The organism is Chryseobacterium sp. BIGb0232 (assembly GCF_024810195.1).
In the GTDB taxonomy this organism is placed as follows: domain Bacteria; phylum Bacteroidota; class Bacteroidia; order Flavobacteriales; family Weeksellaceae; genus Chryseobacterium; species Chryseobacterium pennae.
The window spans coordinates 156,705-177,226 of sequence record NZ_JANUEH010000002.1; the positions used below are offsets into that span (position 1 = coordinate 156,705).

The following is a 20,522-nucleotide window of genomic DNA, read 5'->3' on the forward strand; positions in this document are numbered from 1 at the left end:
AATGTAACTTTAAGTACTAATAAACTGATATGAAGCACATTTCAATTATACTGTATGAAAATGTAATGTGTACAGCAGTCTCCAACACCATTGCATTGCTTACAAGCGCCAATGAAACAGCACTTAGAAATCATCTGCCTGCTCTTTTTCAAATAGAATTTATTGGGGCTGATCAAAAAGAGGTAAAAACCAATCTTCCCATACAGCTTCAATGTTCAAAAACTATAACTGATGAATTTAAGACAGATGTAGTCATTATTCCGCCTAATAATATCTCTTCTTCAGAACAGGCGGATGCATTATTAGCTGAAAATCTTCAGCTTCTTACATGGATAAAAGAAAAATATAACCAGAAAGCTGAAATAATCAGTTTGTGCACAGGCGCTTATTTTTTAGCTGAATGTGGGCTGCTAAATGGTATGCCTGGCACTTCACACTGGGGCGCTTTGGAAGACCTGCAAAAAAAATATCCTTTAATCGACTTTAAGCCGGATCATGTAGTTACTCATTCTAAGGCGATCATCACAGGTGGTGGCGGATTTTCATCTTTAAATGCCCTGCTTTATTTTATAGAAAAGAACTCCACTAAGGAAATTGCAGTGGAACTCAGCAAATATTATGCATTAGACTATGGCCGTACTTCACAGAATATTTTCAGTATTTTTTCCGGACAGCGCCTCCACGATGATCATGAAATCCATCAAGCTCAAAATTATATTGAAAAAGGATTTAAAACTGACATTTCTGTAGAGCAAATTGCCGGCCGTGTCAATATGAGCAAACGAAATTTTATCCGAAGGTTTAAAAATGCAACCACTTTGAATCCTATAGAATATATTCAGCGAGTAAAAGTAGAAGCCGCCAAAAAAGCATTGGAAACCGGAGAATCCAATATTGCCGATATTACTTACAGCATTGGCTACAATGACCTGAAAACATTCAGAACTTTATTCAAACGAATCACTGGTCTTACTCCTATTGATTACAAAAACAAGTATAAGGGCAATTTAATTGATTAAAATGAAAAAGAATGGCGTCATTATCATCTTCCAACAGCCAATCTGAAATATTTATTCTTAAATTTCAACCGTTAAAAAATCACTATCTTTGCCGACTGAAAATTTTATCAATGCGAATCAGCTTACTTTGTATCGGAAAGACAGACGACAAGGAAATTACCTCTCTGATCACTTACTATCTTAACCGTCTTCCCAAGCACTGGAATTTTGAAATTACAGAGATTCCTGATGTTAAAAATGCCAAAAACTTATCTCCGGATCTTCTTAAAAAAGAAGAAGCCAAACTATTTCTGAATCATATTGATAAAAATGACCTGGTTGTGATTCTTGATGAAAAAGGAAAACAGTTTACCAGCCGTGAGTTTTCCCAGAAAATTGACAACTGGATGAATTCTTCTGTAAAAAAGGTGCATATCCTGATTGGTGGTGCTTATGGCTTTTCAGAGGATATTTACAGCAGGGCAAATGAAAAAATGTCATTATCAAAAATGACCTTTACCCATCAGATGATCCGTCTATTCATTGTTGAACAGCTTTATCGCGCAGATCAGATCCTTCAGGGGAAACCCTATCATAATGACTAAAAAAAGCCCTATCAATAATAAGGCTATATTTTTAATCCGATCTGTCTGTTAGCTTCTCCTACGACAAAAGCAACAGAATTGGCTATATTAAAACTTCGAATGAGTTTTGACATTGGAATGGTTAAATGGTGTTCAAACTGATCTAAGACTTCTTTACTCAGTCCTACACTCTCCTTTCCGAAAACCAACCAATCCCCATCCTGGAAAGTATTATCCAAATATGACTTTTCTGCATGGGAACTCATTAAGAATACCCGTGACGGATCTGGGATACTTTTTACCCATTCCTCTACATTAGCATATTCAGAGACATCAAGATGTACCCAATAATCAAGGCCGGACCGCTTCAGGTTTTTATCATTAATTACAAATCCGAAGGGATGAACCAAGTGCAGTCTGCAGCCTGTTCCCACACACAAACGACCAATATTTCCCGTATTATTAGGTATTTCAGGTTCTACAAGAACAATATTTAACATGTATTATCTTTTATATGAATAAAAAACTGCTAAAGCTAAGCGCTTGCTATATTCAGCTGTTCTTTATGTATGATTAAAATAATGATTTTCTACAACCTGTATATTCAAGTTGTCTTTTAGTCGCAGAAAAAAGTATAGCTTATGGTGATATTATTTTCTATCACATTTAGTATAATAATCAGCTAATATCGCTTTTTCATACCCATATTTTACAGCTTTATCCAGGTTTTCACAAGCTTCTTTAGGCTTGGCTGTATTAAACAGGATCAATGCTTTTGTTACATATGACTGAGCGAACTTAGGATCAATGGCAAGGGCTTTATTGACGTCTGCAAGAGCATCCTTATTTTTTCTCATTTTTAAATAAACATCTGCCCGTCCGTTATATAGCAATGATTCTGGCTTTTCGGCAATGAGTTGATTATAGTCTTTCAGCGCATCCTCCAGCTCACCATTATTTTTTTTCAGATTGGCCAACCCTGTTTTAGCAAAAATATTATCCGGTGCAAAGCTCAGGATCTGATTAAGGTCCTTCTTGGCCAGATCTTTTTTTTCCTGACTTTCATAAATCTTGGAACGTGTAAGATAGAGATCAGTACTTTTATCATCTACTTTGAGCCCCTTTTCAATATAATCCAATGCTCTTCTTTTATCTCCTTTCTGGCTGTATAGAGAAGCAAGGTTCTCATAGACAGATACTGACATCGGGTTGGTCTTTAAGGCATTATCATACGATTTAAAAGCAGACTCTGTTTTACCCAGTCTTCTTTGTGCTGTTCCCAGATTATTATAATATTCGGATTGAATTTTTCGGATCTGTTCTTTATCTGCCAGTTTGGAATACTGTTCTTCAGCACATTTATAATCTGCTTTTTTAAAACATTCTTCGGCCATTTTTTTATCCTGGGCAAAGACATGGAATGAAAAGCTAACGGAAACTAAAAGTAATAAAGATTTTTTCATGAGGATATATTTTGTTTGTTGATTACTTTCCTGGCAAGTGCACCAAATATCACTCCCAATAAAGATCCAACAAACGCTCCCACCAAAATATCAATTGGAAAATGCACTCCTAAATATATTCGGCTGTAAGAAACCACTATAGCCCATACAAATATAGCATAAGGAAACCATTTAAGTTTATTTTTAAGCAAAATACTTAAAAAAGCGGCTAAAAAGAAGGTATTCGACGCATGGGCAGAATAAAATCCAAACTGTCCGCCACATTTCACAATTCTCATGTAGTGCTCCAGAGTGGGATCATGGCATGGTCTTAATCTTGCCACTCCATATTTGAATACGCTGGCAAGCTGATCAGAAACTGTTGCTCCCAATGCTAAGAATATAAGAATAAAAACTAAAGATTTTAGCTTATAATTTTTGTACAAAAAATAAAGGAATATAATATAAAGGGGTACCCAGATCCAGGTACTGGATATCAGCATCCAAAACTGATCAAAAGCCGGATCGCCCAAATTGTTAAGGTATAGAAACACCTGCTTATCTTCCTGAATGATTTCTTCCATACGTTATCTGCTTACTGGCCCTTCGTAGGTTTCATCATCGGCTGGCTTTGGTTTTGGAGGCTCCTGAGTGGCAGAGGTAGGCTCTGTAAGAATGTCTTTCTCGATATCCTTCATCGGGTTGAAGTCTTTAGCTGCATCTTTCACCTTCTCAATTTCACGTTTGATCTCAGAAACAGGATTATCCGTTTCCTTCATGATCTCGGTTTTAATATCTTCCACAGCGCCACGCATTTTTCTAACGCCTGCACCTAGGTCACGCGCGATCTGAGGCAGCTTATCAGGTCCGAATAATACAACGATTGCAATGGCAATCAATGCCATTTCTCCAATGCTTAATTCCATGCTGTAAAATTACGAAAGATTATACATTTATTGATGATAAACTAAAAATTTAAACAAATTTTAAGATTTTGACTGCGAGGCTGGTTTTAAGTCCTAGGTTTATGGTTTAATATTTAAGGTTTATAGTTGTACCTCTGGTATCCTGATTTACTTTCTCCCATCCCCATTCATCATCTATCTGTCTGTTATCTCTTCATTCCAACCCCTCTCCTTTTTTTAAATAGCATCTCAAACAGTAATTACATTCAAATTAACAAATAATTAATTCAAATGATTGAGAATTAATTAACATTTTATTACATTTACTATACACAATCTTAAATACATTTTATTATGAAAAAACTAGTTACTTCTTTTAAATTTATCGCTGTATTATCGGTATTAACCTTCAGCAGCTGTAGTGATGATAACAACGAAATTACAAAACAGGAAACCGTTCAGGCTAAAATCACCACTGCTGATCTTAAAAAAGAAACCACTCCTACTTCACAGGCTGCTCCTGATGTTGTACAGATTCAACTGAGCGAATCTCAAAAGAACCTTGAAAAATATCTGAACAATGACCTTCAGATTGCCGGTGTGAATGTAATCGGAAAAATCTCAACTCAAAAAGGAATCGAACTGTCTCAACATCTTATTTCTAATAAAGATCAGTTTATTGCTGTGGGAAACCTTATGGATCTTTCTACTGTAAAATTGGGAAGAATTGGTGATCTGTATACAGGAGATGATCTTAGCACTGCCCAAACCGGATTAAAAGAAATGGTAACTGAAGAAATAAAAACAGGAACCAACGTTATGGAAGTAATCTGGAGCAATAAAAATGGAAAGTTCACAACGCTTTGCTTTTATAATGAATCAGGAATAATCTGGGATAATGTCCTTGGAAGCCTTACCATAATGGATACAAGAGGTACCGCCGAAGACTCTAATGCAGGAGCAACAGCAAAAGTGGCCTCTAAATGGTACAAGGAATGGTGGACTGCAAAATGGCTTTGGGGATCTAAAAGAGGTGAAGCAGGATATCAAATCACCATTTATTATACAGGCTCAAGTGTTTCCAATGCTGATGTAAATGACTGGTCCAACATCAGTTTAGGAAAGGCAAAAAGCGAAAGCAAGATCACTAAAAGAACAGGAGCTTACGGACAATGTCAGTATGCACTGGGTCTCTGTACTCCAACCGGTTCTTTAAGCTTTAATGCAAGTAAATTTTCAGTATCATTTTCAGGACTTGGAAGCAATATTGTAGCTAATGGCACAAAATCCCTCTATCCTTAAGTTATCAAAACATAATCCTACTATACTCATTACATTAATAATACAATCTAAACAATAAGATTATATCTCAGAAGGATTATAAAATTCATATTTAATCTTAAAAAATACAATGAAAAAAGCAAACATTATTTTCGTACACGGACTTTGGGCTGACGGCTCTGGTTGGAACAAACTTATTCCCACTTTATTAGAGGATGGCCACAAAGTAATTTCCGTACAAAATCCATTAACAACTCTAGAGGATGACGTATTAGCTACCCAAAAGGCGTTGGCAAGAGTGGAAGGCCCAACAATCTTAATAGGTCACTCATGGGGCGGAGCAGTGATCACCGCGGCAGGAAACGATCCAAAAGTAAAAGGACTGGTTTACGTTGCCGCACTAGCGCCTGACGAAGGGGAAAGTTTAGGGGAGCTTTCAGAAAAGTATCCCGCCGAAGCGTCAAATCATCTTGAAATTGCAGATGGCTTAATATGGATGGGACTTGAGGGAATGCAAAAGCACTTTGCAGGTGATCTTCCACAGGAGGAAACAGCATTGATGTACGCTACTCAAGGGCCTGCCTCCATAGCTTTATTTGGAGCACAGATAACAACAACACCTGCATGGAAAGAAAAACCAAACTGGTATATTATAGCAAAAAACGATCATACCATCAACCCTGAATTGGAACATTTTTTTGCTGACAGAATGAAAGCTACTACAATTGAATTGGAAAGCAGCCATGTTCCTATGATCTCACAACCGGATGCTGTATTAAAAGTGATTAGAGATGCAGCTACTTCTATACAATAGATCATTAAATTTCGATAGAATTCAAATTATTAAAAAACCAAAGGGAGCGTGCTTCCTTTGGTTTTTATTTTTTTTAAAATTCTTTAAAATATTATTACTCTATTTTCTGCTTTAATAGATCAACTGCATTTTTTTTCAGCCCAAAAGTTTCTCTTAATATTTGGTATAACTGCTCGTTGTTTTCTACTATAACCGTTTCTTTTTCTCCAGCTCCCCGTCGTATATTTAATGTGTGGCCAGCGAGGGTATAACGTGCATTTTCATCTACTTTTGAAAGAATAAGGTTCTTTTTAAAATTGGATTCCGGGTAAGTAGAAAGATACCAATTGGAAATATCCAGATCCAGAGGTTCTACATGCTCAAGTTCAAACCGATATACCGGCAGCCAGTTTTCTCTTTGAGTCCAAAGTGTATAAGCTCCGTTTTTCTGTAAAATTCTAAATTGTTCATTAGGGGTCTGTTGAGGCTTTTCCTCATTCAGAAGTAAAGGTCCGGTAAGTGTCGCTGTTCCAAAGCCACAGTCTACAAGGTATTTCTGAGCATTTAGTTCTACAATCAGTAATAAGTGTGTTCTGGCGGAGCTGCTGTTTTCGTCTTTTCGCCACAACACTCTGCCCAACTGCAATTCTACTGTAAAGCCGATATATTTCAATATTTCACTCAAAAGTAGATTCTGTTCATAACAATAACCGCCCCTGGATTCAACGATTAATTTCTGAAAAATATCTTCGGGATCCAATGACGGCACTGTTCCTGTATAAGAATCTATATTTTCAAATGGAATATACTGAGGATGCAACTGATGAATATTTTTTAAAACCTCTATATTCATTTCCAAATTTCCCGAATAGTGAATTCTTTTAAGGTATTTTTCTAATTTTAATTGGTTCATAATATTCATTTATAATTCTTTTTTTAAGATATATTTGGTCAAAATCCAACGGTCTACTGATAATTTCCCTCCGCCTTCCATAAGCAAAGTTACAACTATTCCAATCGCAAGAATGTCAAACTGACATCCCTCTCCTTTTTGGGTACCCAGCCAATTCATAAAAAACCCGTTATCCAGATGAGAAGAAAACATAATTCCGATCAGTAACCCTATAAATGATAAAGCCCAGAATCTGGTTGCCCAGCCCAACAACAATGATATTGATCCCAAAAATTCCACCAAAATTACTGTACTTGCAACCATATAGGGAAGCTGCAGATTTTCTGTAAAAAATTTCATTGTTCCATCCCAACCCATTCCTCCAAATAACCCCAACGTTTTTTGAAGCCCATGAGGTATAAATACAATACCTACCGTCCATCTCAGCAAGGTTCCGGTCCAGGTATTATTCGTTTGAAAAATTAAATGTTTCATGTTAATTAAAAGAATAAAAAAATTATAGTAAAAAATGTATATTTCAATGAAACAGCCTGATCGCAGCAAATACTCCAAAATTCTGTTTACTTTCCTTAAAAGGTCCATAACGATCCCAATTGGCACCAAGCCCAAAAGTGAGAGGCTTATAACTTACCCCAAGCCGAAGCATCAGATAACTGCGTGCGTGTGCTCCATCTTTTATAGTTTCTGAATAAAGAGCCTGAATTCGTGAATATCCTTTCCAGTTTTCGTTGATTGAAGGTTTATATTCCAATAGCATCATACCTTCTGCTATACTTTTTTCAGAAAACCCAATAAATCTGGGATTGACAATGAGTAAAAATTCGGGGGTACTTAATGAATATAATATTCCTGCTGTAGGCCTAAGTCCTGTAGTAGGAGTATAATGCATTCCACCCAATACCCGGATATTCTTAATCACTTCAAAAGTTAGATTTGCCTGAATCATGGCATCATTGGAATGCTCTTCATTCCATTTTGAAGAAATGTTGGCAGCACTAAAAAACCCCAACCCTCTAATATCCTGAAAACCTTTATTGATAGTCATCTGGGTAGCAATTCCTTTATTCCCTGCTAAAGCTTCAAAGGCAATAGGAGAATTGGGAACCTGTTTATTATTTTGAGAGAAAAATAATAAGGGCATTAAGCCAATACTGAAAAGTAATATTTGTTTCATTTTCTAAGCCATCGTAATTGTATTTGCAAAATTCTCAAATACAACAAGATCAGGTTAGAACATATGCATCCATTACCAGGATAAATCAATCTTTTTTTTATAATCTGACGGACTTAGACCCGTGTGCTTTTTAAAAAGACGAGAAAAATAAGAAGCATCATCTATACCTAAGGCCACTGCAACTTCAGAAACAGTATATTGAGGTAAAGACAGCAAAGCTCTAGCCTCCATCACAAGAGCTTCAATAATAATTTCGGAAGCCGTTTTTCCAGTTGCTTTTTTTATTGTTTTATTCAAATGATTAGGGGAAACATTAAGCAGATCAGCATATTCTTTTACAGCATGTAAATTCTGAATCCGACTTGTAATTAACCTCCTAAATTTCAACACAACAGTTTCATTAGCTGATAGATACTCTTTCGGAAGCTTTTCTATAAAATGCCTGATCTCTCCCAATACAGTAAAAAGATAAAGCCTAACCAGTTCCATACTATCACTGGTTATATACAAGCTCTCCATCTGCTTCAGGATCAAAAAAATCCTCTTCTCATGTTGATCATCCAGATAAAGTGTAGGATTGTTTTTAATCTCTGCATAACTCAGAATATCCTGCAAATATTTCAATCCTGGGCCTTCTGCAATAAAATCGTCGGAAAAATGACAATAGAAACCCTCAATATCCGGTGTGTTTTTAATGAATGTACGGATCTTATACGGAGGAAGAAGAATGATCATATTTTCCTGTACGGTAAACGTATCTGAACAAACCATTTTTTCAAGAAATCCTCTTTTGATAAACACAAAATCGTTTACCGTTTTGCGGTGTGGCTGAGAGGGAGTTTTTGCTTCACTAAGCACCTGAAGTGGCTCTATAAAGAATTCATTCAACCCTTTTTTCTGCATAGCCTTTCCTGCCCAATCCAGATTAAGGATCGTATTAAATTCATCCGGTTGGTATTGAGGAATACGTTTCACATCTTAAAAATAATGATTTTTATCCCTCCTTCCGTTAAAAGTGAGATTTATTAAATCTTTCCATTTTTCTTAAAAGCAGAATATGTAATCACAACACTAATGGTCATTAAGATAAATGCCAGAAAGAATGGCGCTCCTGAAAATTTGAATGGTGCTTCATCATGGGTGAAGAAATAGAACAGATTGGTCATCATAGGCGGGCCAATAATAGAAGTTGCACTCATTAAGCTGGTTAATGCTCCCTGAAGCTCCCCTTGTTCATTAGAAGGGACACTTTTTGTAATCACCGATTGTAAAGCCGGACCACAGATTCCCCCCAGGCAGTAAGGAACTAAGAAAGCAAACATCATCCAGCCTTCCGAAGCAAAAGCAAATAATAACAGCCCTACAGCATACATCGCCAGGCCATAATAAATACTCTTCTGCTCTCCCAATCTTGGGGTTGTCCATCTGATCAGAAGTCCCTGTACCAAACCAACAAGCAGACCAACAACCCCTAATGAAATCCCGACCATTCTTTCTGTCCAGTTAAATTTATACATCGTAAAAAAGCTCCAGTTACTCTGTACAGCATGCCCTGCAATATAGATCAGAATCAATGCAGTGATCAGTCCTGAAATTTCTGGGTGCTTCCCTAAGAATTTAAAAGACCCTACCGGATTGGCGCGTTTCCAATCAAACTCTCTTCTTTTATCTTTATCTAAACTTTCAGGAAGAATAAAATACCCATAAAGGAAATTAAGAAGACACAATACTGCTGCTGCATAGAAAGGAACTCTTGCACCATAATGCCCCAAAACTCCCCCCAGAACAGGTCCTATAATAAATCCGAGACCAAAAGCGGCTCCTATCAGTCCAAAGTTTTTAGCCCTGTCTTCATCATTGGAAATATCAGCAATATAAGCGCTTGCCGTAGTTACACTTGCTCCGGTAATCCCAGCAATCACCCTTCCCAGGAAAAGCCACCAGATAGTTGGAGCTAACGCCAGGAAAATATAATCCACCGCAAATCCGAAAAGAGAGATCAGAATAATAGGCCTTCGCCCGTATTTGTCACTCAGATTACCTACCAACGGAGAAAAAATAAACTGTGTAAATGCATATGCAAACCCCAGCCAGCCTCCATATTTTGCGGCTTCACTGATATCTGCATGAATCAACTCTTCAATTAATTTGGGAACAACAGGAATAATGATCCCCCATCCTGTAATATCAATCAGTAAAGTAATAAATATAAAGCCTATAGCTGCTTTTTTCTTTGAATTTTCCATGATGATGCAAAATTAATCAAATCTTAAAAATAATGGTTCTAAATTTCACTACGTTAAAGAAGTATAATATTGAACAACAGAATTATATTAAAAGACCTGTTGTTTTTGTATTATTTTCAACAATCTAAAAGGCTGAAGATTAAAGATATGGCAACCATAAAACAAAAAGACCTGATTTCAAATGAACATGAAACAGGTCTTTTTTATTATTAAATTGATATATTACTAGTTACTATTAGGTTTTGCAGTGATCATACGGTTAGTGATGATGCATTTGATGAGGCAGCTCTTCTTCAAGGTAACCTTTACCACATTGCTATACTGATAAGCTGTAACATCTCCATTAAGAGTTGATCTTACTCCACGGCGGTAATAAGTGGTCTGTGTCACTGCCGGCGCATCATACGTTGCAGAAGTAGCATTAGTGATGTTTGTAAATGTTACATTATCTGTTGAGCTCTGCCATTGATAGCTTGCTGTTCCTGTTAACTGAGCGGCTGCAATTTGTGTAAAGGCTGCCGGGTCACTGCTGATATCCAGACAAACTGTTTGATCAGCTCCAATGGTTCCGGGATCATTCACTGCATTTACAAAAAGTCTTCCGGTATTCGAGTTCGCCTGGAATGAACAGGTATAGAAGCTGGATTTAGCTACCACTCTGTACTGATTATTATTGAATCCTGCAGGGATATTATTAATGTTAAGCGTTGAACTGGTAACATTACTATAATTACCTCCATTGGTAAGATTCGTCCATGTAGAACCGTTTAATATCTGCCACTGGTAAGTAACATTCGCAGGAGTCTCATCAATATCTGTATTGCTTATAACTGCTGTCATCGTAGTGGATCCTCCCACAGGAACTGTTCTGTCTGAAGGTTGAGACAAATAAGTCATAGGATCTATATAATATTCTGAAAGGATATTGTAAACCCTCATTTCATTGAATGTAAAGCCAATTCCAAAGTCTGAATAAGACAGTCTGACTTCATCCCATGCAACAGTAGGCATTACTTTAATAATTTTTCTAGACTGGCTATCCCCAAAATCAAAGAAAAAGTGCCCTCCAACCGGAGTTGAATACACCTCCTGTCCGTTATTAAAGAATCTGAAACTAGCATCATTGAAACTGGCATTAAAATTAAAGCCTTCAGAAGAGAAATCTATATATACAGGCTTGTTTGCCGGAAAGTCACTTCCAGTTGTTCCCACACTGATATAAATAGGACATATCCCAGCTCCGATTCCAGGTTTAAGGGAAGCATATGAATTGACATCTATATCTGTCATATTATTGGCATTAGCTGCCACTGCTCCCACCTTTAAACAGGGGGGAAAGATAGTAATAAAATTAGCATACTGAGCGGAAGTATTAGTATCTAATAATCTCCCACAACCACCCATAGGCAGGGAAACCATTTCCTGAGAAATCATTTTATTTGATACTAAGAGGCATAATGCCATAAAAATGTACCGTAGTATTGAATTTGTTTTCATCACGAATAATTTTAATCTGTTAATTGTATACGAAAGGATACTCATCCTTAATTGAAGGATGATGCTAATGACTGTATGTCACTTAAAATTATTTGATTACAAATACAATATTCACGAAGGAACAGGCTGTGGCTGTTCCTACTACATCATAGCGCAGGATTCCATTAGCATCAATGCTTACATTCCTTAAAACACTGCCGTCAAAATCTGTTACATAATAGTACAGATCGGTAGCATTTAGAAAGAAAGGAATGGCTGCAGGAGCTCCTGTACTGGTGACTTTCGGAGTTGAAAACTGTGTCTTGTATAATTGGTATAGATCCAATGTCCTACCCGTACCTAGCGTAGAAGTATCAATGCTGATAGAGGGCATGTAGAAGAACTTAACAATGTTTCCACTGATGGGAACCCAGTTTGGGGCAGCAGGTGTTCCGATGTTTTGGGTTAATGCCTGTCTTTTCAGATCATAAACCAACAGCCCATTTGCTGGAGTGGCTACTGTAGTAAGATCAAAAATTCTGGGGATTAATACACCTTTATTAGTGCTGGTAACATCTAAAGCAGAACTTTTATCCGGGTTAGAGATCCCAATCCCTGCCTGTGCAGAAATAGCGCTACCGACACAAAGTGCCGCAGCAACGAATAATTTTTCGAATTTCATTTTTGTTTTGTTTTTTTGTAAATATATAATAATTTGCTACATAATTCCATATTTTTTTATTTTTTTTTAACTAAAATTATTATTTATGCATAAACATCAAAAAATGAGTATTATTAAGGTATTACACGAAATTTTTAATCTCTAAAATTTGATTTATTCACGAATAATTCTACTTTATGTTAAATTCGATCATTTTTAACATGCAAAAATTGTTTAAAAATGCACAAGTTGGGAAATGCATTAAAAATAAGTAATGGACAATAAGAAGAATATTGATTCACAGCAAGGCAATAGTCCACTCACTTATACGGAACCATAAGAACAATATAATCTTACAGGTAAAGTTTATGCAAATCAATGAAAGAACAAAATGCTCGAAACGAAAAGGAAATAAAAAAAGCCTTTCTTTCGAAAGGCTTTTACTAATTTATTGTAGTTTGTATTATTTTGAAGCAAGCACTTCTTTTTCGGAAGTTGTTTTTCCGTGTACCTCTTCTTCTTTTCCTTTCTTAAGGAAGTCATAGGCAATTGCCGATGCAATAAAGATAGATGAGTAAGTACCGAATCCAATACCGATTAACAGAGCAAACATGAATCCTCTCAGATTATCACCACCGAAGATGAAGATCGCAAGGATCACCAAAATTGTAGTGAATGAAGTGTTGAATGTTCTACCCAACGTACTTGAAATAGAGTCATCAAATAATCCGGCTAATGTCAGAGATTTCTTCTCTCTCAGATATTCTCTAATTCTGTCGAAGATAATCACCGTATCGTTGATTGAGTATCCTAATACCGTAAGGATCGCAGCAATGAAATCCTGGTTGATCTCCATGTTGAACGGCATATATTTGTGAAGTAATGAATACGTTCCTAAAATAATAACCGCATCGTGGAATAATGCTGCTACAGCACCTAAAGAGAACTGCCATTTTCTAAATCTGAATAAGATATATAAGAAAATACCTCCTAATGCAGCCACTACAGCAAGAATACCGTGCGTCTGAATATCATCAGCTACCGTAGGTCCTACTTTTTCAGATGAAATGATACCAGCGTGATCTTTGTCTGCAGATTTGAAATCATTTAAGGTAATATTAGAAGGAAGATCTCCTTTTAATCCTTCAAATAATTTCTGCTCAATTGTTTGGTCAGCTTTTAAAGATTCATCTTCAATAAGATAATCTGTAGAGATTTTCAACTGTTTAGAGTTTCCGAAAGTCTTAGCTTCTACAGAAGAGTTCTTACCATCTTCAGTTTTAAATAGTTTTACTAATTTTTCTTCAACATCATTAGCATTAACTTCTTTATCAAATCTTACTACATAGTTTCTACCTCCTGTAAAGTCGATACCGTATTTAAATCCGTGAGTAACCATAGATATAATACAGATTACCGTTAACACAGCAGAGATAATGTAAGCATATTTTCTCTTTCCAATGAAATCGATCCAGGTATTTCTGAATAAGTTCTTCGTAGGAGGAGTCCACACAGAAAGCTGTTTACCTTTGTTCAGTCTGCTGAAGATCATTACTCTTGATAATAATACAGAAGTGAACAATGTCATGATAATACCGATCATCAATGTCAATGCGAAACCTTTAATAGGCCCTGTTCCAAAGAAGAACAATACAACTGCAGTAAGTAATGTAGTAGAGTGACCGTCAATAATCGCACTTAATGCGTGTTTGAAACCGTCTTTATAAGCTTCTAAGATGCTTTTACCAGCAAATAATTCTTCTTTAGTTCTCTCATAGATAATTACGTTCGTATCTACCGCCATGGCCATCGTCAATACGATACCAGCGATACCAGGAAGCGTAAGAGTAAAGTCTCCGGAATCCATAATTCCGAAAATATAGAATAAGTTAATTACCATTGCAATTACAGCGTACACTCCGGCACCACCGTAATAGAAAATGATATAAACAATGATAATTAGGAATGCGATTGCAAATGAAATCATACCTGCGTCGATAGATTCCTGTCCTAATGACGGACCTACCTGAGTAGCCTGAACTACTTTAGCACCAGCAGGTAATTTACCAGCACCTAACACGTCTACCAGTTCTTTAGCTTCCTCCTGAGAGAAGTTACCAGAAATCTGAGTTCTACCGTTAGGGATAGCATTTACAACGTTTGGAGCAGTATATACTCTGTTATCAAGAGTTACAGCTACTGGCTTCCCAACGTTTTTCTCCGTTAAAGTTTTCCATTCTTTTGCCCCTTTAGAGTCCATCTGCATATCTACAACTACTCTACTCAATTCGTCGTAGCTGATATTTGCAGTTTCTACCGCACCGTCTACCGGAGCTTTTTGGTTGATGTTACTTCTGATTGCATACAATACTAAATCATCAGGACTTGTAGCTTCAGGTTTGTAACCCCACATGAACTGTGTATATTTAATGTTTGCAGGACGTAAAGCCATTCCTACTTTGCTGTTCAAGATCTTGTTTACAGCAGCTGTATCAGACAATTTTACGTTAGCAACACCATTACTTCTTAATTTGTCAAGCTGTAAAAGGTTCATGAAGTTCACATTTTTTGCAACTCCCATAGAATCTCCTTTTGCAGCAACCATAGTTGTTAATGTCTGGAAATAAGGTGCTACCTCAGGAACCTGCTGTACTTCCCAGAACTGAAGTTTTGCAGAAGTTTGAAGCATTTTCTTTACCTTATCGATATCTTTCATACCAGGCATCTCTACAGAAATTCTAGCTGTACCAGGTACTCTCTGAACGTTTGGCTGGATCGCTCCAAGCTTATCAATTCTCGTTCTGATTACCTCGAAAGCTGTTCCTACAGAAAGATCAATTCTTCTTTTAACAATACTTTTTACCTGCTCATCAGTAGTGTTGTACTTGATTTCAGATAAAGTTGTGTTTCCGAAAAGTTCCGGGTCAGCAAGCTTTAGGTTCGTTCCTTTTGCTTTGTTAATCGCATCGAACTGTTCAAAGAAATTGTCGATGTAAGATTTTGTTGAGTTTTTCTGAGCTTCATCAGTCTTATTTAAAGCTTCAATAAGAACAGGATTGGTAGAATAATTGGTTAAATCATTTACCAAATCTCTTTGGTTAATTTCCAATAGAACGTTGATCCCTCCTTTTAAGTCAAGACCCAATTTCATTTCCTTGTCTTTAGCTTTTGAATAATAAAGCTTTGTATACCCAAGATTAAGAGTATCTTCTTTGATTCGCTTGATCTCTTTCTCGTTTCCTTTCGCAGCTTCGATCTGCGATTCAATTTTGCTGGCGTACCAGGTTGGTAATAGCTCGTTTAAGCAAATCAACCCCAGGACAATAGCAACAATTGTAATAAGCCCTTTTCCTTGCATTTTGTTATAACTACGTTAAATTAAGTCGGCAAATATAATGATTTTCTTGTATTTTATGAATTTTTAACAACAGAAATGGTTTATTTTCAGATATATCAGCATTCTGATTTCTATTTAAGATTTAACAATTATTTCGTGGTATCTTAATGAAGTTTTCAAAATTTAATTGGTATAAAATTTTCATTCATCTTTCAACACACTAACTATCACAATATTATGAGAAATTTACTTTTTAGTCTAAGTATTGTTTCTTCCTTAATCGTTAATGCTCAAAGCATTAATTTGGAAGAATTTGCCACCGGATTAACCAGTCCGGTCGAGATTACGAATGCCAATGACAGCAGGTTATTCGTTGTTCAGCAGAATGGTATAATAAAGATTATCCAGCCTAATGGTTCCATTAATACCACCAATTTTCTGGATATTACCTCAAAAATTCTTTATGGAGGAGAAAGAGGGCTTTTAGGGCTCGCCTTCCATCCGCAATACCTAACTAATGGGTATTTTTTTGTGTATTATAACAACACAGCGGGAAATATTATCGTTGCCAGGTACAAAGTAAGTTCCACCAATTCCAATGCCGCAGATCCCAGCTCTGAGAAAATCCTTCTGAACATTCCAAAGCCATTCGCTAACCATAATGGTGGAAGCATTCATTTTGCCCCTGACGGAAAACTCTGGATTGTAACAGGAGATGGTGGAAGTGGTGGCGATCCTAACAACAATGCACAAAATAAGAACTCACTTCTCGGAAAAATGTTGAGAATAGATGTGAATACCACAGATCCGGTTCCATACAATATTCCTTCTGACAATCCTTTTGCCGGGGCTGGCGTTGACGGAGCAGATGAAGTGTGGGCTTACGGACTTCGAAATGCCTGGAAATTTTCATTTGATCTCAATGCAGGAAATGCTATGATTGCAGATGTAGGCCAGGGAGCAATTGAAGAAATCAACAGAATGCCCGTCACACAGGCCGGAATCAATTACGGATGGCGTTGCTATGAAGGAAATACGGCCTATAACACTTCAGGATGTGCTGCTCAGTCTTCTATGACATTCCCTGTTGCCATCTATGATCATTCTGGTGGAAAATGCTCTATCACCGGAGGCTACGTTTATGCAGGTTCTCTATATCCTTCACTTCAGGGAAAATATTTCTTTGCAGACTATTGTTCCGATCAAATAGGCATTCTGAGTACTGATAATTCGATCATATGGACCTCTGCTTACAGCGGAAACGGCTTCTCCTCCTTCGGTCAGGATTCACAAAAGGAATTGTATGTGGCAGCAGTCACCAGTGGAAAGATCTTTAAAATTACAACAGGAACTTTAGCTACTCAGGAAAATAACAGTTTAGACAAAATCAGCATTTATCCTAACCCAGCCACTGAAGAGATTTTCGTTCATGGCATCAGGGAGAAGAATTTAACACTGGAGATCATCAATACAGAAGGACGGAAAGTACTGGAATCTAAACAGGTTATCAATGGTAAAAGCATTAGTATTTCCAGAATTCCGGCAGGAGTTTATTTTATCAATCTGAAACTAGGAGACATGAAATCATATAGTCAGAAACTGATCATCAAATAATTTTTATTTTTAAATAGAAGTTTATGCCTCAATATTCTGTATTGGGGCATTTTTCATTAAATAAAATATCACAGAAAAGACAGGAATTAAAAAACATAATCTTTCAGGCTTTGAAAATCTTTCAATTTCCTGATCAAAAAGCATATTATTAAAAATGGAAACAGTGAGTACAGCTGACACAAAAAATAAAATCTCAAATCCGTTTACCTTCTGAAAATGTCTCACCGTTTTAAACTGAGTATCCAATATCTCAAAACCAAGAAACAGAATCATATACGAAAATGACCATATCCTGAAGGTATCCCAAGCAATCGCATGCAATAGCAGAGGAAATAGTGATATTATATACAGCAGGAGAATTGTATATTGATTCGCTTTTCGGAATTGTTTATAGAGTACAAAGAACATAAAAGCTATTGGAATTCCAAATTTAACAGGAATTCCGAAAGAGTAAATTTTTAAAAAAAATGTTGGACTTTCCTGTTTCAGATAATTTAGAAAGCTTTCTGTATAGGCATCTGCAACCACACCTGAAACCCGATCACTTATCAATCCGGAATATTTTAAATACTGAAAAATCAGATCACGATTGTCTTTTCCGAAAAACTCCTGATATACAGAAATTAAAAAGGTAGCTCCCATCGGAATGATGAGAAAAAAAGCTACTTTTTTCAATACTGCTGATGTAAAGACCGGCTTATGGCCTTTCCATTCATTTACCAATAAAGCAAAAAGGCAAATCGGAAGCATGATAAAGAATGTAATTTCGTGTATCATCACACTGACTGTGCACAGCAAAGATGCCCACCAATATTTTTTATTCCGAATAAGAAACAGGGCCAGCATTGTCAACAGAAAAATCACATGATCCAAATACCCGATAAGATGGGCAGACAATATAGCATATTGAGACAGAAAAAAGACTACATAAAAAAGAACCTTATGAATACTGTAATTTTGTAGAGTATGCTTAACTGCAGTAATGAGTATCGTCACATATAGTAAAAATAATATCACTGCAGATAATATCTGTATCTGGTACTCATTTTTTTCAAAAAAAAATCCGAAGATCTCACCAGCAAAGCCCCTCTTGATGAATCCAAACCTATAGTCCATCAGCCAATGCGACTGAGACCATTCATTGGGCCATCTTACCGTCTTAAAAAAACTGAAAGAAAGTGTATAAATATATAGAAATATGACTAGAGCCTTATGTCTCATTCTCTATATCGTCATCGAGAAGATTCTCGTCTCCGGCTTATTTCTCATCATCCTGAGGTCAAAAACCATCGCTACATTTCTGGTGAAAGCCCTTCCCGCTTCAGTAATTTTAATTTCCTTACCGGAAATTTCAACCAACCCGTCATTTTCCATTTCCTTCAGCATTTCTAAAGCGTTATCCAGCTCAGGGAAAGAGTTGCCTGCAGTAAAAGTAGTTTCAAGCTGGCACATCAGATTTAAAATATGTCTTCTTACTATCAGGTCTTCTTCATTCAGAACGTGGCCTTTTACAACAGGGATTTTACCTTCTTCTACCATCGTCTGATATTCTTCCACTGTTTTTACATTCTGGGCAAAAGCATACCATGAATCTGAAATAGCAGACATACCAAGTCCTACCATCAGCTGGGTATTGCTTGAAGTATAGCCCATAAAGTTTCTGTGAAGTTTTTTATGGATCAGAGACTGGTATAAATCATCATGTTCCAAGGAGAAGTGATCCATTCCCACTTCAATATATCCTAAATCCTGAAGCAGTTTTTTACCATCTTCATACAGACGGCGCTTTTCTTCTCCACTTGGAAGGTCATTTTCATCAAAACCTCTCTGCCCAACTCCTTTCACCCATGGAACATGTGCATAGGAATAGAATGCCAGTCTGTCCGGCTTCAGCTCCATTGTTTTTCTGATTGTATGTTCCATCGCTTCCCAACTCTGATGTGGAAGTCCAAATACTAAATCATGGCTGATTCCTCTGTAACCAATTTCCTTAGCCCATTCGGTCACATTTTTCACGTTCTCAAAAGGCTGGATTCTGTTGATCGCTTTCTGTACTTTAGGATCATAATCCTGAACACCGAAGCTTACTCTTCTGAAGCCCAGATCGTATAAGGTTTGAAGATGTTCTTTTGTTGTATTATTAGGATGTCCTTCAAATGAAAACTCAGGATGTTCCGCAATCTCTACTGTGGAAAAGATTCCTTCCAGCAATGTTCTCAGGTTTTCAGGAGAGAAAAATGTAGGAGTACCACCACCAAGATGCAGCTCTTTTAACTTTGGTTTTTCATTAAAAAGCTCAAGATAAAGTTTCCATTCTTTTAAAACGCTTTCCAAATAAGGAACTTCAACGCTGTGCTGTTTGGTAATACGCTTATGACATGCGCAGAATGTACACAATGCCTCACAGAAAGGCAAATGGATGTAAATAGAAATTCCCTCCTCTGCATTGGTTTCATGAAAAGACCTTATTACGCTTTCCTTCCATCCTTCCGGTGAAAATGTAGAATCATCCCAATAAGGAACGGTAGGATAAGAGGTGTAACGGGGTCCGGGAATATTATACTTATCTATTAAAGAGTTCATTTTGAAAATAAAATTTTATAAGGTGGGGAAATTTAACATTATTAAAAATCCATCCTACAAAATTAACCATTAGTTATGAATTTTAACCTATGAATTATATTAGGTTGTATTTTATAATGAGTCTAAATACGCTAACAGAGCTGGTTACAGGGATAATGATAAATTCTATCAGTTTTATTTATTTTTTTGATCCTGATTTCCTATCTGTAAAATCTAATCTTACTTGTATAAAGGAACCTTAATCTGACCGGAATCTCTTTCAAGAAAATCAAGCCATGCTGTAGCAATAATCTTAAAATCTTTCAAAGGAACTACCCTATCCAGATCTTTTATACCAGGATACACAAATACAACTCCCTCGGGAGTCATTTCTATTGTACAGGTAAAAACCGTCCAGTCATTATCAACAGGAAAAGGATTACCATTCAGATAATGATCTGTCATTTCCAGTAAATCATTGATATCCATTGGTGACCTTAAAAAAGTAAACAGTTCTTCCATGGCCCCACCTCCTA

20 protein-coding genes are annotated in these 20,522 nt (G+C 36.6%); 5 read left to right on the forward strand and 15 right to left on the reverse strand.

Annotation, left to right across the window (positions count from 1 at the left end; translation table 11 throughout):
• Positions 1–29 precede the first annotated feature (29 nt).
• Together M2372_RS06860 and M2372_RS06865 are read left to right on the forward strand one after the other, a co-directional pair.
• On the forward strand, positions 30–1,019 hold the full coding sequence (locus tag M2372_RS06860; protein WP_123319665.1) for a GlxA family transcriptional regulator: 990 nt from the start codon (positions 30–32) through the stop codon (positions 1,017–1,019).
• A gap of 110 nt (positions 1,020–1,129) precedes the next feature.
• Positions 1,130–1,603: a 23S rRNA (pseudouridine(1915)-N(3))-methyltransferase RlmH gene (locus M2372_RS06865; RefSeq protein ID WP_123319666.1), complete on the forward strand. Its 474-nt coding sequence runs from the start codon at positions 1,130–1,132 to the stop codon at positions 1,601–1,603.
• Between the two features lie 23 nt (positions 1,604–1,626).
• On the opposite strand, the gene M2372_RS06870 is transcribed toward M2372_RS06865, so the two are convergent.
• The 4 genes from M2372_RS06870 to M2372_RS06885 all read right to left on the reverse strand — a co-directional run bounded on the left by M2372_RS06870 (position 1,627) and on the right by M2372_RS06885 (position 3,950).
• Positions 1,627–2,082 carry a tRNA (cytidine(34)-2'-O)-methyltransferase gene (locus tag M2372_RS06870; RefSeq protein WP_123319667.1) on the reverse strand — a complete coding sequence of 152 codons (456 nt, stop codon included), beginning with the start codon at positions 2,080–2,082 and terminating at the stop codon, positions 1,627–1,629.
• 150 nt (positions 2,083–2,232) lie between these two features.
• The gene (locus M2372_RS06875) at positions 2,233–3,045 is read right to left on the reverse strand and encodes a lipopolysaccharide assembly protein LapB (RefSeq protein ID WP_123319668.1); all 813 of its coding nucleotides are present in this window, start codon (positions 3,043–3,045) and stop codon (positions 2,233–2,235) included.
• Positions 3,042–3,608 (reverse strand): phosphatase PAP2 family protein, encoded by a 567-nt coding sequence (locus M2372_RS06880; RefSeq protein ID WP_115972312.1) that lies wholly within the window; start codon positions 3,606–3,608, stop codon positions 3,042–3,044. Before M2372_RS06880 ends, M2372_RS06875 begins: the two co-directional genes overlap by 4 nt.
• A 3-nt stretch (positions 3,609–3,611) precedes the next feature.
• A complete protein-coding gene (locus tag M2372_RS06885; RefSeq protein ID WP_115972313.1) occupies positions 3,612–3,950 on the reverse strand; it encodes a twin-arginine translocase TatA/TatE family subunit in 339 nt (112 codons plus the stop codon).
• Between the two features lie 333 nt (positions 3,951–4,283).
• Here M2372_RS06885 and M2372_RS06890 point away from each other — a divergent pair, with 333 nt between their 5' ends.
• Both M2372_RS06890 and M2372_RS06895 read left to right on the forward strand, forming a co-directional pair.
• On the forward strand, positions 4,284–5,231 hold the full coding sequence (locus tag M2372_RS06890) for a hypothetical protein (protein ID WP_123319669.1): 948 nt from the start codon (positions 4,284–4,286) through the stop codon (positions 5,229–5,231).
• Positions 5,232–5,340: 109 nt separating this feature from the next.
• Positions 5,341–6,024: an alpha/beta hydrolase gene (locus tag M2372_RS06895; RefSeq protein WP_123319670.1), complete on the forward strand. Its 684-nt coding sequence runs from the start codon at positions 5,341–5,343 to the stop codon at positions 6,022–6,024.
• Between the two features lie 94 nt (positions 6,025–6,118).
• Here M2372_RS06895 and M2372_RS06900 read toward each other — a convergent pair whose 3' ends face one another.
• From M2372_RS06900 to secD, 8 genes are all read right to left on the reverse strand, one after another.
• Entirely contained in the window at positions 6,119–6,916 is a 798-nt protein-coding gene (locus M2372_RS06900; RefSeq protein ID WP_185018816.1) for an arylamine N-acetyltransferase, read from the reverse strand.
• Between the two features lie 9 nt (positions 6,917–6,925).
• Positions 6,926–7,390: a DoxX family protein gene (locus M2372_RS06905; protein ID WP_123319672.1), complete on the reverse strand. Its 465-nt coding sequence runs from the start codon at positions 7,388–7,390 to the stop codon at positions 6,926–6,928.
• A 43-nt stretch (positions 7,391–7,433) separates the two neighbouring features.
• Positions 7,434–8,090: a hypothetical protein gene (locus M2372_RS06910; protein ID WP_228455720.1), complete on the reverse strand. Its 657-nt coding sequence runs from the start codon at positions 8,088–8,090 to the stop codon at positions 7,434–7,436.
• 72 nt (positions 8,091–8,162) lie between these two features.
• Positions 8,163–9,065, reverse strand: coding sequence for an AraC family transcriptional regulator (locus tag M2372_RS06915; RefSeq protein WP_123319673.1), 903 nt, complete (start codon positions 9,063–9,065; stop codon positions 8,163–8,165).
• A 50-nt stretch (positions 9,066–9,115) separates the two neighbouring features.
• On the reverse strand, positions 9,116–10,336 hold the full coding sequence (locus M2372_RS06920; RefSeq protein ID WP_123319674.1) for a TCR/Tet family MFS transporter: 1,221 nt from the start codon (positions 10,334–10,336) through the stop codon (positions 9,116–9,118).
• 225 nt (positions 10,337–10,561) lie between these two features.
• Complete coding sequence (locus tag M2372_RS06925) at positions 10,562–11,833, reverse strand: hypothetical protein (protein ID WP_148060768.1); 1,272 nt, start codon at positions 11,831–11,833, stop codon at positions 10,562–10,564.
• Between the two features lie 88 nt (positions 11,834–11,921).
• The gene (locus tag M2372_RS06930) at positions 11,922–12,494 is read right to left on the reverse strand and encodes a hypothetical protein (RefSeq protein WP_123319676.1); all 573 of its coding nucleotides are present in this window, start codon (positions 12,492–12,494) and stop codon (positions 11,922–11,924) included.
• A gap of 442 nt (positions 12,495–12,936) precedes the next feature.
• Positions 12,937–15,831 carry a protein translocase subunit SecD gene (gene secD / locus M2372_RS06935; RefSeq protein ID WP_123319677.1) on the reverse strand — a complete coding sequence of 965 codons (2,895 nt, stop codon included), beginning with the start codon at positions 15,829–15,831 and terminating at the stop codon, positions 12,937–12,939.
• 216 nt (positions 15,832–16,047) lie between these two features.
• On the opposite strand from secD, the gene M2372_RS06940 reads away from it, so the two are divergent.
• Positions 16,048–17,424, forward strand: coding sequence for a PQQ-dependent sugar dehydrogenase (locus M2372_RS06940; RefSeq protein WP_123319678.1), 1,377 nt, complete (start codon positions 16,048–16,050; stop codon positions 17,422–17,424).
• A gap of 21 nt (positions 17,425–17,445) precedes the next feature.
• On the opposite strand, the gene M2372_RS06945 is transcribed toward M2372_RS06940, so the two are convergent.
• The 3 genes from M2372_RS06945 to M2372_RS06955 all read right to left on the reverse strand — a co-directional run bounded on the left by M2372_RS06945 (position 17,446) and on the right by M2372_RS06955 (position 20,508).
• Entirely contained in the window at positions 17,446–18,645 is a 1,200-nt protein-coding gene (locus M2372_RS06945; protein ID WP_148060769.1) for a hypothetical protein, read from the reverse strand.
• A gap of 3 nt (positions 18,646–18,648) precedes the next feature.
• A complete protein-coding gene (gene hemN, locus M2372_RS06950) occupies positions 18,649–20,007 on the reverse strand; it encodes an oxygen-independent coproporphyrinogen III oxidase (RefSeq protein WP_123319680.1) in 1,359 nt (452 codons plus the stop codon).
• Positions 20,008–20,226: 219 nt separating this feature from the next.
• On the reverse strand, positions 20,227–20,508 hold the full coding sequence (locus M2372_RS06955) for a hypothetical protein (protein WP_123319681.1): 282 nt from the start codon (positions 20,506–20,508) through the stop codon (positions 20,227–20,229).
• Positions 20,509–20,522: the final 14 nt, after the last annotated feature.

What these genes read in the sequence shown, in the direction of transcription:
- M2372_RS06860 (WP_123319665.1), top strand. Translation starts at nt 30, where the DNA reads ATGAAGCACATTTCAATTATACTGTATGAAAATGTAATGTGTACAGCA.
- M2372_RS06865 (WP_123319666.1), top strand. Translation starts at nt 1,130, where the DNA reads ATGCGAATCAGCTTACTTTGTATCGGAAAGACAGACGACAAGGAAATT.
- M2372_RS06870 (WP_123319667.1), bottom strand. Translation starts at nt 2,082, where the DNA reads ATGTTAAATATTGTTCTTGTAGAACCTGAAATACCTAATAATACGGGA.
- M2372_RS06875 (WP_123319668.1), bottom strand. Translation starts at nt 3,045, where the DNA reads ATGAAAAAATCTTTATTACTTTTAGTTTCCGTTAGCTTTTCATTCCAT.
- M2372_RS06880 (WP_115972312.1), bottom strand. Translation starts at nt 3,608, where the DNA reads ATGGAAGAAATCATTCAGGAAGATAAGCAGGTGTTTCTATACCTTAAC.
- M2372_RS06885 (WP_115972313.1), bottom strand. Translation starts at nt 3,950, where the DNA reads ATGGAATTAAGCATTGGAGAAATGGCATTGATTGCCATTGCAATCGTT.
- M2372_RS06890 (WP_123319669.1), top strand. Translation starts at nt 4,284, where the DNA reads ATGAAAAAACTAGTTACTTCTTTTAAATTTATCGCTGTATTATCGGTA.
- M2372_RS06895 (WP_123319670.1), top strand. Translation starts at nt 5,341, where the DNA reads ATGAAAAAAGCAAACATTATTTTCGTACACGGACTTTGGGCTGACGGC.
- M2372_RS06900 (WP_185018816.1), bottom strand. Translation starts at nt 6,916, where the DNA reads ATGAACCAATTAAAATTAGAAAAATACCTTAAAAGAATTCACTATTCG.
- M2372_RS06905 (WP_123319672.1), bottom strand. Translation starts at nt 7,390, where the DNA reads ATGAAACATTTAATTTTTCAAACGAATAATACCTGGACCGGAACCTTG.
- M2372_RS06910 (WP_228455720.1), bottom strand. Translation starts at nt 8,090, where the DNA reads ATGAAACAAATATTACTTTTCAGTATTGGCTTAATGCCCTTATTATTT.
- M2372_RS06920 (WP_123319674.1), bottom strand. Translation starts at nt 10,336, where the DNA reads ATGGAAAATTCAAAGAAAAAAGCAGCTATAGGCTTTATATTTATTACT.
- M2372_RS06925 (WP_148060768.1), bottom strand. Translation starts at nt 11,833, where the DNA reads ATGAAAACAAATTCAATACTACGGTACATTTTTATGGCATTATGCCTC.
- M2372_RS06930 (WP_123319676.1), bottom strand. Translation starts at nt 12,494, where the DNA reads ATGAAATTCGAAAAATTATTCGTTGCTGCGGCACTTTGTGTCGGTAGC.
- secD (WP_123319677.1), bottom strand. Translation starts at nt 15,831, where the DNA reads ATGCAAGGAAAAGGGCTTATTACAATTGTTGCTATTGTCCTGGGGTTG.
- M2372_RS06940 (WP_123319678.1), top strand. Translation starts at nt 16,048, where the DNA reads ATGAGAAATTTACTTTTTAGTCTAAGTATTGTTTCTTCCTTAATCGTT.
- M2372_RS06945 (WP_148060769.1), bottom strand. Translation starts at nt 18,645, where the DNA reads ATGAGACATAAGGCTCTAGTCATATTTCTATATATTTATACACTTTCT.
- hemN (WP_123319680.1), bottom strand. Translation starts at nt 20,007, where the DNA reads ATGAACTCTTTAATAGATAAGTATAATATTCCCGGACCCCGTTACACC.
- M2372_RS06955 (WP_123319681.1), bottom strand. Translation starts at nt 20,508, where the DNA reads ATGGAAGAACTGTTTACTTTTTTAAGGTCACCAATGGATATCAATGAT.